Genomic DNA, 11,674 nt, shown 5'->3' with positions numbered 1-11,674 from the left:
TTTCACCGCGATTACAACTCCGGGTTGTCACCCCGGGCGGTTACCGTGCGCGCTATGGGCATCATCATGTCGTTCACCCGGGTGCGGCCGGAGCAGGTGGCGGAGCTGGGCTTCGCCGGGGCCGACGAGGTCGGGGAGCTGCCGTACGCCATGCGGAACCCGGGGCCGAGCGGCTACCTGGACAAGGCGTGGAGCGGGCTGGACTACCTGCTGCGCGCGGCGGAGACCGGGATCGAGCTGACCGATGCCGGGAATTCGCTGGCCGACGAGGCGTACGCGGTCTGGCCCGAGGAGCTGGTGCGCGACACCGACGAGCGGCTGCGCGCGCTCCCCTTCGACGCCCTGGCCGCGCACTACGACCCGGCCGCCCTGGATCGGGCGGCGATCTACCCGAACATCTGGCTCCGCGACGGCGGCGCCGAGGGGCGGCACTACCTGAACCACCACTACGCCGGGCTCCGCGAGTTCTTCCGGCACGCCGCGAAGTACCGCAGCGCCGCCGTCGCTCACCTGGGCTGAGGCAGCGCGGCGCCGCCGCGGGCGGTCTGCTGGTAGCGGTTCAGGAACGGGAGCACCCGCTCGGTGAGCATGGCGTCGTAGGCCTCCGGCCGCTGCCGCGGGTTGGCGTGCCCGGTCTTTCCGCTCACCACCAGCAGCGCGCCCTCGCGGGCGCCCGCCTCCTCGGTGAGCGTGGCCTGGGTGCGGTCCACCAGCACGATGTGGTCGTCGGCGGGGTCGAGCGGGCGCAGCAGGACGATGGCGGGGCGGGTCCGGCCAGGTCGCGGCTCGCGGAGCGCGCGCAGGTCGTTGCCCGCGCCGCTGGCGACGATGGCCAGGAACTGCGCTTCGATCAGGCCGTTGCTGGCGGCGTCGGCGGAGAAGGTCTTCTGCCGCAGCACCTCGTCCAGCGCGATGCCGAACCGCGGCCAGTCGACGGTGGGCAGCGCGCCGTCGTGGGTGATGAAGCGGTCCCGGCGCGCGTAGAGCTCGGCGGCGGTGCGCAGGGTGCGGCTCTCCCTGACCCCGGGCAGCCAGCCCATCCAGCGCACCAGGTCCTCGCCGCGGCCCCTGCTCTCCTGGCGCACGGCGTCCAGGTCGAGCGGGGTGCAGTCCAGGATGACGGAGAGCAGCCTGCGGTCGCTCTCGGTGTGGATGTGCCGCGCCACCTCCAGCGCGATCACCCCGCCCATGCTGTGCCCGACCAGGATCACGTTGCGCAGCCCGGACATCTGCGCCGCGCGCACGATCAGCTCCGCGATCACCTCGGTGTCGATGCCGTTCTGGTCGTAGCGCACCGCCCAGACCACGCCGAGCTCGCTCAGCGCGGGCAGCGCGGCGGCGGTGGGCTGGGCATTGAGGTTGCCGAGCCCGACCAGGTCGACGACGACGGTGTCCCAGTCCTCCCCGTCGGCGGGGGTGGCGACCGGGAGCAGCGCGGGCTCGGTGCGGGCCAGGCGGTCGCGCTCCGGGGCCACGTCGTGCTGCCAGTACTGGGCGAACACCACGAGCCCCGCGAGCAGCAGCACGGTCACCCGCAGCAGGGCCGTCCTGGTCCGGTGCCACGACGTCCGTTCGCGCGCCCCGCGGGTCTCCCGCAGGCGGGCGCGGCGTCGCGTATCGCTCCAGTCCGAGACGGTGGACGGGTGCCGATCCTCCATCGGCGACACCCGTCCCACTGTAAGCACGCCCCGGCGGGGGTGCCACGGGAAGCGGGGCGGACGGTCGGTTCAGGGGCGGTGTCCGGGGTGTTCAGGGCCGCGATTCGCCCTCGGCGAGTGCGGCGAGTTTGCCGAGCGAGATCCGCCAGCCCAGTTCGTTGTCCTCCGGCGCGACGCCGGGCGGCACCCCGTCGTGCAGCGCGACCAGGTCGGTGCCGCCGTCGGCGTCGGTGAGCGTCATGACGATCCGCATCTCGCCGCGGACCTCCGGGTCGTCGGTGTCGAACTCGACCACCTGCACCACCTGCTCGTCCGGGACCAGCGCGACGAAGCGGCCGCGGTAGGAGTCGGTGCGGGCGTCGGTCTTGCCGGTGCTGGCGTCCGGGTCGTCGTAGGTGAGCGCGATGTGCACCGCGCCGCCCTCGCGCGGCTCGAAGGTCAGCACCTCGCTGGTCATGCCGTCCGGCACCATCCAGGTGGCGACCGCGTCGGCGTCGAGCAGCAGCCGGTACACGGCGCCGCGCGGGGCCGCGATGTGCCTGCCGATTCGGGTCGATGTCACGGGCCGACGATACTGGACGGCGGATCAGAGTTCTCCGGCAACGAAGGATCGGCAATGGCGCTCCCCCCACCCACCCTGTACGGCGCGGACCACGAGGCGTTCCGGGACAGCGTGCGGCAGTTCATCGAGCGCTCGGTGCGCCCGCACCTGGACGAGCACGCCGAGCAGAAGGCGCTGCCCAGGCAGTTCTGGCTGGACGCGGGCAGCCAGGGGCTGCTCGGCCTCGAGGTGCCGGAGCAGTACGGCGGCGGCGAGGCGGGCGACTACCGGTTCAACGCGGTGCTGCTGGAGGAGTGCGCGAAGGTGAATGCCTCGCTCGCCTCCTGCATGGGCATCCACGCCGACATCGTCCCGCCCTACCTCACCAAGCTGACCACCGAGGAGCAGCGCAAACGCTGGCTGCCCGGCGTGGTGAGCGGCGAGATCCTCACCGCCATCGCCATGACCGAGCCCTCTGGCGGCTCCGACCTGGCCGCACTGAAGACCACCGCGGTCCGGGACGGCGGCGACTGGGTGCTGGACGGCTCCAAGACCTTCATCACCAACGGCTACTCCGCCGACCTCATCGTGGTCGCGGCGCGCACCAGCCCGGAGAAGAAGGCCCGCGGCATCACGCTCTTCGCCGTCGAGGCGGACCGGCCCGGCTTCTCCCGCGGCCGCAAGCTGGACAAGGTGGGGCAGCCGCAGTCCGACACCGCCGAGCTCTTCTTCGACGGGGTGCGGGTCAGCGACGCCGAGGTGGTCGGCGAGGTCGACGGCGGCTTCATCCACATGATGCAGAACCTGCCGCAGGAGCGGCTCGGCTGCTCGGTCTCGAATCTCGCGCACGCGGAGCAGATCCTGGCCGAAACGGTGGAGTACGTGAAGGAGCGCAAGGCGTTCGGGCAGCCTGTCGGGTCGTTCCAGCACAACAAGTTCCTGCTCGCCGAGTTGGCCACGAAGATCGACGTGACCAGGGCGTTCGTCGAGCGGTACGTCGCCGCGCACGCGGAGGGTTCGCTGTCGGCGGTGGACGCCGCGAAGGCGAAGTGGTGGACGTCGGAGATTCAGAACGAGGTGCTGGACCACTGCGTGCAGCTGTACGGCGGGTACGGGTACATGAACGAGTACCGGGTGGCGCGGGCGTGGCGGGATGCCCGGGTGACCAAGATCTGGGCGGGGACGAACGAGATCATGAAGGAGTTGATCGGGCGGGATCTGGGGTTGTAGGGAGGTCGGAGCGCCGCGCGGGCACCGCCGCGCGGCGCTGTGTCACAGGATCGCGTTCAGCCAGGAGCCCATGGTGATGATCGACGCCGCGAATCCCCCGTAGATCCACAGGGTCCACTCCTGGAACCGCCGATCCGTGCTCGTGAAGCACGTGTATGCCGCGAAACCGAGTAGGACGATGGCGACGGGCGGCAACAGGAACACCGCGGGCATGCCGAGCACGGTCGCCACCTTGGCGGTTGTCACCACACCGGTTCGCTTCCGTTCGGCGCGCACACGGATTCGTCGCTGTTCTTCCTCCTTCTGCCGCTGAGTCGAGTCCGCCTCCTCCTGTTCCCGCGATCGGGTCGCCATGTCCGACCGAGTTCGCGACTCGAGACAGGTGGGCTCGTCGCGGCGTTGCGGTACCTTCCGCGCGCGAATCACGCAGTCGAGAGTGAACAGCATCCAGCGCTCGAGGTCCGTCTCGTTCGCCTTTCGATCCGAATTCGAATACGTCACCTCCGGCGGCACGACTTCGGCAACAGCCCGACCCGCGCGATCCCGAACCACAACGGTCAATCTCGGCTGTGAACTCGGGCCTGTTTGCAGCTCCGCCGCGTACCACTGGTTTTCGAACTCCGCATGCGGATACGAGTGGCTCTCGCGATGCACCCATCGCATGTCGCTGGGCGACATCGGCGCGCGATGAATCGGGAAGGGCAGCGTGTTGTTGCTGGAACGCGATCCTGAACGCGCTTGGTGGTTGTACGGCCCGATCGCCAGCTTCCCCGCCGGTGTCAGCATCCACAGTTCACCGCTCGAATGGTGGTAATCACCGCCGTCGACCGCGATCGGCCAGCCTTCGAACTCTTCGCCTCCCTCGATTACGCGGATGATCGAGGAAGGGATTCCGTTGCGCTGTATGACCTCCGCCATCTCGGCGAAGTCACGATCGAGCGAAGCGACGGCAGCGTCCCTCGCGTCCACCGATCGCGCATGGAAGCCGCGCTGCGCGTCCATGCCCTTCGAGAATTCCTCGGCTAAGCCCACTGTCACGTCCGAACGGCTGATCGAGTCCGGTACGGCGCGCACCGGATGGCAGCCGACGCTGCCGGGCTCGATTGTCGAGGTAGGTGTCACCGTCGGGAATCGGTCGATCGAATGACAGTGTCGGTTCGCCGATATCAGACGGATGCTGGTTCACCCGAACCAGCTGGATGCCGTGGCGCAGAAGCGCGCACGATCCCAGGCCGCTGCTCCAGCGGGAACGGCGCCGACGAGTTCCACCTCGGTGACGCGGGGGAGGTCGTGGCGATTGCACTGCGCCGCCAGATCCGGTTCCGCGGGCCAGGATCCGATCACCAGCCCCGCACAGGGGACGTTCGCGGCACGGAGCGCGCGTACTGTGAGTTCGCTGTGGTTGAGCGTGCCGAGACCGGCCGCGGTGACGACCAGCACCGGCGCCCCGACGCGACGGGCCAAATCGAGCAGGGTGAAGTCGCCGAGCCGGACCAACAGACCGCCCGCGCCCTCGACCAGAACCAGGTCGGCGTCGAGTTGCTCGATGGCGGTCGCGGTTTCGTCCAGGGTGAGCAGTGGCGCGCCGCAGCGGCGGGCGGCTGTATCCGGGGCGAGCGGGTCGGGGTAGCGGGCCAGTTCGAGGGTCTGCGTGACCCCGCTGAGCCGGGATATCTCGGCCAGATCGCCGGGTTCGCGCGCCGCGACTCCGGTTTGCGCGGGCTTACACACCGCGACGGTCCGCCCCGCGGTCAGCGCCGCCGCAGCCAGCGCGGCGGAGGTCACGGTCTTGCCGACCTCGGTCGAGGTGCCTGCGACGAGCAGAATCCCGCTGTGCTCGTGCGGGAGCCGCCCCCTGCCCGCGCTCCTCACGCGGATACCTCCACCCTCGACCGCCGTGGTACCAGCACATCGGCGAGCACTCCGCGAATCACCTCGAGATCGGCGTCGGTGAGATCCGCCCGCGCGGTGAGCCGCAACCGGGAGGTCCCCTCCGGCACCGTCGGCGGGCGGAAGCACCCGACGTCCAGCCCGCGCTCCCGGCAGGCCAGCGCCGCCTCATATGCCACCGACGCATCCCCGAGTACCACCGACACGACCGCCGACGGTGGCTCCGGCACCCCGGCGATCCGCGCGATCCGAGCCGCCCGGTCCAGCACGGCGGCGGCCCGCTCCGGCTCGCGGCGCAGCACGCCGAGCGCCGCCCGCGCCGCGCCTACGGCGGCCGGTGCGAGCCCGGTGTCGAAGATGAAGGTGCGCGCGGCATCGATCAGATGGTCCCGGACCCGTTGGGCGCCGAGCGCCACCCCGCCCTGCGAACCCAGCGCCTTGGAGAGCGTCGCGGTCACGACCAGATCCGGCTCCCCCGCCAGCCCCGCCTCGTGCACCAGCCCGCGCCCACCGCGTCCGCGCACCCCGAGCCCGTGCGCCTCGTCCACCACGAGCACCGCCCCCGCCGCCCTGGTCACCCGGTGCAGCGCGGCGAGCGGTGCGAGATCGCCGTCCGCGCTGAACACCGAATCGGTGAGCACCAGCGCCCGCCGCTCGGTGCGCGCGGCGAGGATCCGGGCCACCGCGTCCACATCCCCGTGCGGGGCGACCGCGACCCGGGCCCGGGAGAGGCGGCAGGCATCGACCAGCGATGCGTGGCTCGCCGCGTCGGAGACCACCAGCGCATCGCGCCCGGCGAGCGCCGTGACGACCCCGAGGTTCGCGGCGTACCCGGAGGCGAACACCAGCCCGCTCTCCGCCCCGGTGAACTCGGCGAGCTCACGCTCCAGCGCGATGTGCTCCTCGGTGGTCCCGGTGACCAGCCGCGACCCGGTCGAACCCGCACCCCAGCGGCTCGTCGCCGCGACCGCACCCGCGATCACCTCCGGGTGCCTGGTGAGGCCCAGGTAGTCGTTGGAGGCCAGATCGATGGCGGCCGACTGCGCGGCCCGTGGCCGCAGTTCGCGGCGCAGGCCGGCGGCGGCCCGCTCGGCGGCGCGGTCGTCCAGCCAGCTCAGCGGATCGGTACTCACAGCTCGGGAGCATACTTGAACGCCGTTCAAGGGCGGGTGCGGGTGGCCGAGCCGGGCCGGGTCAGCGCGTGAACCATCCCGGCACGTCCAATCGGAACAGCTCGCCCGGAGCGAGCACCCGCAGGTCCCGCTCCAACTCCGCGATCCGCCCGGCCCCCAACTCCCGCGCCCACCCGCGCCGCACCCGGTCGAACACCGCCTCGGACCGGGCGAGCACGTCATCGGCGCGCGCCGTCAGCCGGAACACCTTGCGCCGGGCATCCGCCGGATCGTCCTCCCGCCGCAGATACCCGAGCCGCTCCAGCCCCTCCGCCTGCTTCCCCGCCGCCTGCTTGGAGATCCCGAGCACCCGCCCCAGCTCCGCCGCCGTACACCCCTCGGCCCGCAACACCGCCTGGAACAGGAACCCGTGCATGGGCCGGATCTCCGGGTGCCCGTGCGCGGCCAAGTCGGCGTGCACCTCGTCGACGGCCGAGCGGAAGGCGAGCAGCATGCGCAGCGGCAGCTCGAAGGAGTTCACCTTGACAGGATAGACAACCTGGTTGACTATCTTTCAACAAGACAACCCGATTGACCATCTCGAGGAGCTTTCATGCCCGTCATCACCCGCGACCAAGCCCGCCACACCGAAACCCCGGCAGGCGCCATGACCACCCTCGCCTCCCCCACCCTCGGCGGCGCGGCCACCGCGCTCTGGCGCGTCCGCATGGCCCCGCACGCCGCGGGCCCCGAGCACCGCATCGACGTCGAACAGATCTGGACCGTCCTCGACGGCGGCGCGGAGGTAACCCTCGGCGCCGAGACGTTGACGCTCGGCCCCGGCGACACCGCCGTACTCCCCGCCGAGGTTCCCCGGCAGATCACAGCCGGTCCGTGGGGGCTGACGGCGGTGGCGACGGCGGCCGCCGGAGCGCAGGCCTTCCGCGCAGGAGAAACGAAGGGTGTCGTCCCGCCCTGGATCGCTTGAGATGAGCTCAGCAGGCGGTCAGATGAAGCGAGTACGCCTGTTCGGCGAGCTTCGCCAGTGGCTCCATCGTCGCCTCCGCCGCATTCCACAACATGTCCGTGAATACCTGCTCGTCCACGTAGGGAACGACGAAGAACGGCGCCACCTTCAAACCTGCGTCGCCATCGATCGACCAGACGAGGGCGTTGGGGTCGGCCAGTGTCTGCCGGACCGGCTCCAGCAGCCCGGCGCCCGCGCCGGAGTGTTCGAAGACCGCCTGGGCCTCGTCATCGGCGAGGTGGACGAAGACTCCGAGCGAGGTCCCGTCGTGGTCTTCGAACATCCACCACAGCAGCGCGCCGCTCGAGATGGAGAACAGCAGGATGTTCGCGACACCGTCCCATCTACCGAGCACAGTGGGCTCGCGGAGCGGCGTTTCTCGCAACCACGCGTACGCTTCTCTCACTTCGGATCACCTCCGATCCCGATAGCCAATGTTTCCAGTCTCGCACGGTCACCATCGCACCACCACGACTTGTTCACCGCGAGGTCGCCGCGATCCGACTCCTCGACGTCGCCCCAGACGCTGACGTGGATGCCGCGGCCCGGACTGCGCTCGACCCGGTATCCGGCGGCGCGAAGGTCCCCGACTCGAAACCAGGCAATGCAGCCCTCGGAGCTTCGGAACGCGTCTCCTGCAGCGAAGTGCGCTGCACACGAAATTAACTGCAAGGAAGCAGGTTACACGCTCCGAGCGAGGGAAGATCGCACCGCCGAACCGATCCCACGGCCGATCGCCGCCACTTCCTCCGCTCCACTGATGAACGGCGGCATCGTGTAGATCAAATTCCGAAACGGACGCAGCCAAACCCCCTCTTCCACAGCAGCGTCGGTGGCAGCGACCATGTCCACCGGGCGTTCCAGCTCCACCACCCCGATGGCCCCGAGCACCCGGACGTCCACCACACCGGGCAGCTCGGCCAGCGGACGAAGCCCGGCCTCCAACCCGGCGGAGATCGCGGACACCTCGGCAGCCCAATCCCGGGACAGCAGCAGCTCCACCGATGCGACGGCGACAGCACAGGCCAACGGATTGCCCATGAAGGTCGGGCCGTGCATGAGACCGCCGTGCGCGGCACTCACCGTCTCGGCGATCCGCGCGGTGCACAGCGCGGCGGCGAGGGTGAGGTACCCGCCGGTGAGCGCTTTGCCGACGCAGAGCACATCCGGCGAAACCCCCGCCTGGTCGGCGGCGAACAGCGTTCCGGTGCGGCCGAATCCGGTGGCGATCTCGTCGAAGATCAGCAGGACGCCGTGATGGTCGCAGAGCGCGCGCAGGTCGCTCAGGTAGCGGGGGTGGTGCCAGCGCATGCCACCGGCACCTTGGACGACGGGCTCGACGATGACGGCCGCGAGTTCGTGGGCATGGGCGCCCAGTGCCCGGTCCAGCTCCCCCACGTACTCCGGGTCGTACTCGCGGGGCGGCGGCCCCACGAACACCTGGGACGCCAGCACATCGGTCCATAGCGAGTGCATCCCCCCGTCCGGGTCGCACACGCTCATGGGCGTGAAGGTGTCCCCGTGGTACCCCCCGCGCCAGGTCAGCAGCCGCCGCTTCGCAGGATGCCCGCGCGCCCGCCAGTACTGCAGGCACATCTTCACCGCGACCTCCACCGACACCGACCCGGAGTCGCAGAGGAACACCTTCTCCAGCCCGGCGGGCGTGAGCGAGACCAGCAGCTCGGCCAGGCGGACGGCCGGTTCGTGGGTGAGCCCGCCGAACATGACGTGGCTCATCCGCCCGGCCTGCGCCGCCAGCGCGGCGTCCAGCACGGGGTGCCGATAACCGTGGATCGCGGCCCACCACGAGCTCATGCCGTCGATCAACTCGCGCCCGTCGGCCAGTCGCAGCCGGACCCCGGAGGCCGATTCCACCGGCAGCGGGGCGGTGCTCGCCGGGAAACCGCCGTACGGGTGCCAGACGTGCGCGGCGTCGAGCGCGATCAGCCGGTCGATGTCCATCTCAGCACCGTACCTTGAACACCGTTCAAGTCCGCTGTGATGGTCGCGACCTGGCATCCCCCACCCGCCCGGGGCCGCTACTGTCGGTGACATGCTCGCGCCCGACCCCGCCGCTCCGGCCGGCGACAGTTCCCCCGCTCCTGCCATCGCCGAGGTGGCGCCGCTAGGGGTGTGGCCGGGCACCGCCTACCCGCTGGGCGCCACCTACGACGGCGCGGGGGTGAACTTCTCCGTCTTCTCCGAGGTCGCGGAGAAGGTCGAGCTGTGCCTGATCAACCGGGACGGCGCGGAGACCAGGATCGCGCTGGAGGAGGTCGACGGGTACGTCTGGCACACCTACCTGCCCGGCCTGGGCCCCGGCCAGCGCTACGGGTACCGGGTGCACGGCCCGTGGGACCCGGACAACGGATGCCGCTGCGACTCGAGCAAACTGCTGCTCGACCCGTACGGCAAGGCGTTCGACGGCGAGTTCGACGGCGACCCCTCGCTGCACACGTACGGGCTGGACTCGCTCGGCCACACCATGACCTGCGTCGTGATCAACCCCTACTTCGACTGGGGCAACGACCGCGCGCCGAAGACCCCGTACCACGAGACGGTGCTGTACGAGGCGCACGTCAAGGGCATGACGATGACGCACCCGGCGGTGCCGGAGGAGCTGCGCGGCACCTACGCGGGGATCGCGCACCCGGCGGTGATCGAGCACCTGAAGAGCCTCGGCGTCACCGCGATCGAGCTCATGCCGGTGCACCAGTTCTTCCAGGACACCGTGCTGCTCGACCAGGGGCTGCGAAACTACTGGGGCTACAACAGCTTCGGCTACCTGGCCCCGCACAGCGAGTACGCCGCCATGCCGCGCGCGGGTGCCGCCGTCACCGAGTTCAAGGCGATGGTGCGGGCGCTGCACGAGGAGGGCATCGAGGTGATCCTCGACGTGGTCTACAACCACACCGCCGAGGGCAACCACAAGGGCCCGACGATCGCCTTCCGCGGGATCGACAATGCCGCCTACTACCGGCTGGTCGACGAGGACCCGTCGAAGTACATGGACTACACCGGCACCGGCAACAGCCTGAACGTGCGGCACCCGCACACCCTGCAGTTGATCATGGACTCGCTGCGCTACTGGGTGCTGGAGATGCACGTCGACGGCTTCCGCTTCGACCTGGCCGCCACCCTGGCCCGCGAGCTGCACGACGTGGACCGGCTCTCCACCTTCTTCGACCTGGTGCAGCAGGACCCGGTGGTGAGCCAGGTGAAGCTGATCGCCGAGCCGTGGGACGTCGGCGAGGGCGGCTACCAGGTGGGCAACTTCCCTGGGCTGTGGACCGAGTGGAACGGCAAGTACCGCGACACCGTCCGGGACTACTGGCGCGGCGAGCCCGCCACGCTCGGCGAGTTCGCCTCCCGGCTCACCGGCTCCTCCGACCTCTACGAGGCCACCGGCCGCAGGCCGAGCGCGAGCATCAACTTCATCACCGCGCACGACGGCTTCACCCTGCGCGACCTGGTCTCCTACAACGAGAAGCACAATGAGGCGAACGGCGAGGACAACCGGGACGGGGAGAGCCACAACCGCTCCTGGAACTGCGGCGTCGAGGGGCCGACCGACGACCCGGAGATCCTGGCGCTGCGCGCGCGGCAGAGCCGCAACCTGCTGGCCACCCTGGTGCTCAGCCAGGGCACCCCGATGCTGGCGCACGGCGACGAGATGGGCCGCACCCAGCACGGCAACAACAATGTGTACTGCCAGGACTCCGAGCTCTCCTGGATGGACTGGTCGCTCGCGGAGACCAATGCCGACCTGCTCGAGTTCACCCGGCGGGTGATCGCGCTGCGCACCGCGCACCCCATCTTCCGGCGCCGCCGGTTCCTGGCCGGGCGGCCGATCCGCTCCAAGGACGACGCCCGCGACATCGCCTGGCTCACCCCGGCGGGCGAGGAGATGACCCCGGCGGACTGGGACAGCGGTTTCGGCAAGTCGCTCTCGGTGTATCTCAACGGTGCGGGCATCCCGGAGCCGGGGCCGCGGGGCGAGCGGATCACCGACGATTCGTTCCTGCTCTGCTTCAATGCCCACGACCAGGAACTGGATTTCGCGCTACCCGGCCCGGACTACGGGCTGGGGTGGAGCGTGGTGCTCGACTGCTCGACGCCCACCGGCGAGGCGCCCGCGGACCACGAGGCGGGCGCCACCGTCACCGTCCCGGGCCGCTGCCTGCTCGTCCTGCGGCACACCGACCCCTCGACCTGA

The 11,674-nt window shown here is 70.4% G+C and carries 12 protein-coding genes; 4 read left to right on the top strand and 8 right to left on the bottom strand.

Annotated features, from left to right (window positions below; translation table 11 throughout):
* Positions 1–54: 54 nt before the first annotated feature.
* Positions 55–519, top strand: a complete 465-nt coding sequence (locus ACFUUZ_RS15545; protein ID WP_378696561.1) for a DUF1877 family protein — start codon at positions 55–57, stop codon at positions 517–519.
* Here the strand turns inward: ACFUUZ_RS15545 and ACFUUZ_RS15540 are convergent.
* Positions 507–1,667, bottom strand: coding sequence for an alpha/beta fold hydrolase (locus tag ACFUUZ_RS15540; RefSeq protein WP_378696560.1), 1,161 nt, complete (start codon positions 1,665–1,667; stop codon positions 507–509). The genes ACFUUZ_RS15545 and ACFUUZ_RS15540 overlap by 13 nt on opposite strands.
* 82 nt (positions 1,668–1,749) lie before the next feature.
* Complete coding sequence (locus tag ACFUUZ_RS15535) at positions 1,750–2,220, bottom strand: SRPBCC family protein (protein ID WP_378696558.1); 471 nt, start codon at positions 2,218–2,220, stop codon at positions 1,750–1,752.
* A 54-nt stretch (positions 2,221–2,274) separates the two neighbouring features.
* On the opposite strand from ACFUUZ_RS15535, the gene ACFUUZ_RS15530 reads away from it, so the two are divergent.
* Positions 2,275–3,429, top strand: coding sequence for an acyl-CoA dehydrogenase family protein (locus tag ACFUUZ_RS15530; RefSeq protein WP_378696556.1), 1,155 nt, complete (start codon positions 2,275–2,277; stop codon positions 3,427–3,429).
* 42 nt (positions 3,430–3,471) lie between these two features.
* Here the strand turns inward: ACFUUZ_RS15530 and ACFUUZ_RS15525 are convergent, their stop codons facing one another.
* From ACFUUZ_RS15525 to ACFUUZ_RS15510, 4 genes are all read right to left on the bottom strand, one after another.
* Entirely contained in the window at positions 3,472–4,551 is a 1,080-nt protein-coding gene (locus tag ACFUUZ_RS15525; protein WP_378696554.1) for a hypothetical protein, read from the bottom strand.
* Positions 4,552–4,611: 60 nt separating this feature from the next.
* Positions 4,612–5,301, bottom strand: a complete 690-nt coding sequence (gene bioD / locus ACFUUZ_RS15520; protein ID WP_378696552.1) for a dethiobiotin synthase — start codon at positions 5,299–5,301, stop codon at positions 4,612–4,614.
* Positions 5,298–6,452: an 8-amino-7-oxononanoate synthase gene (locus ACFUUZ_RS15515; protein WP_378696550.1), complete on the bottom strand. Its 1,155-nt coding sequence runs from the start codon at positions 6,450–6,452 to the stop codon at positions 5,298–5,300. The genes bioD and ACFUUZ_RS15515 overlap by 4 nt, the downstream gene beginning before the upstream one ends.
* Before the next feature lie 61 nt (positions 6,453–6,513).
* Positions 6,514–6,972 carry a MarR family winged helix-turn-helix transcriptional regulator gene (locus ACFUUZ_RS15510; RefSeq protein WP_378696548.1) on the bottom strand — a complete coding sequence of 153 codons (459 nt, stop codon included), beginning with the start codon at positions 6,970–6,972 and terminating at the stop codon, positions 6,514–6,516.
* A gap of 72 nt (positions 6,973–7,044) precedes the next feature.
* On the opposite strand from ACFUUZ_RS15510, the gene ACFUUZ_RS15505 reads away from it, so the two are divergent.
* Positions 7,045–7,419, top strand: a complete 375-nt coding sequence (locus ACFUUZ_RS15505) for a cupin domain-containing protein (protein WP_378696546.1) — start codon at positions 7,045–7,047, stop codon at positions 7,417–7,419.
* 7 nt (positions 7,420–7,426) lie between these two features.
* Here ACFUUZ_RS15505 and ACFUUZ_RS15500 read toward each other — a convergent pair whose 3' ends face one another.
* Both ACFUUZ_RS15500 and ACFUUZ_RS15495 read right to left on the bottom strand, forming a co-directional pair.
* On the bottom strand, positions 7,427–7,864 hold the full coding sequence (locus tag ACFUUZ_RS15500) for a hypothetical protein (protein WP_378696544.1): 438 nt from the start codon (positions 7,862–7,864) through the stop codon (positions 7,427–7,429).
* Between the two features lie 275 nt (positions 7,865–8,139).
* Positions 8,140–9,420, bottom strand: coding sequence for an adenosylmethionine--8-amino-7-oxononanoate transaminase (locus ACFUUZ_RS15495; RefSeq protein ID WP_378696542.1), 1,281 nt, complete (start codon positions 9,418–9,420; stop codon positions 8,140–8,142).
* A 91-nt stretch (positions 9,421–9,511) separates the two neighbouring features.
* Here ACFUUZ_RS15495 and glgX point away from each other — a divergent pair, with 91 nt between their 5' ends.
* On the top strand, positions 9,512–11,674 hold the full coding sequence (gene glgX, locus ACFUUZ_RS15490) for a glycogen debranching protein GlgX (protein ID WP_378696540.1): 2,163 nt from the start codon (positions 9,512–9,514) through the stop codon (positions 11,672–11,674).

Source organism: Nocardia sp. NPDC057353, assembly GCF_042667085.1.
Lineage (GTDB): Bacteria > Actinomycetota > Actinomycetes > Mycobacteriales > Mycobacteriaceae > Nocardia.
Note: the sequence above shows the minus strand (reverse complement) of the source record. Positions and strands in the feature narration are given on the sequence as shown.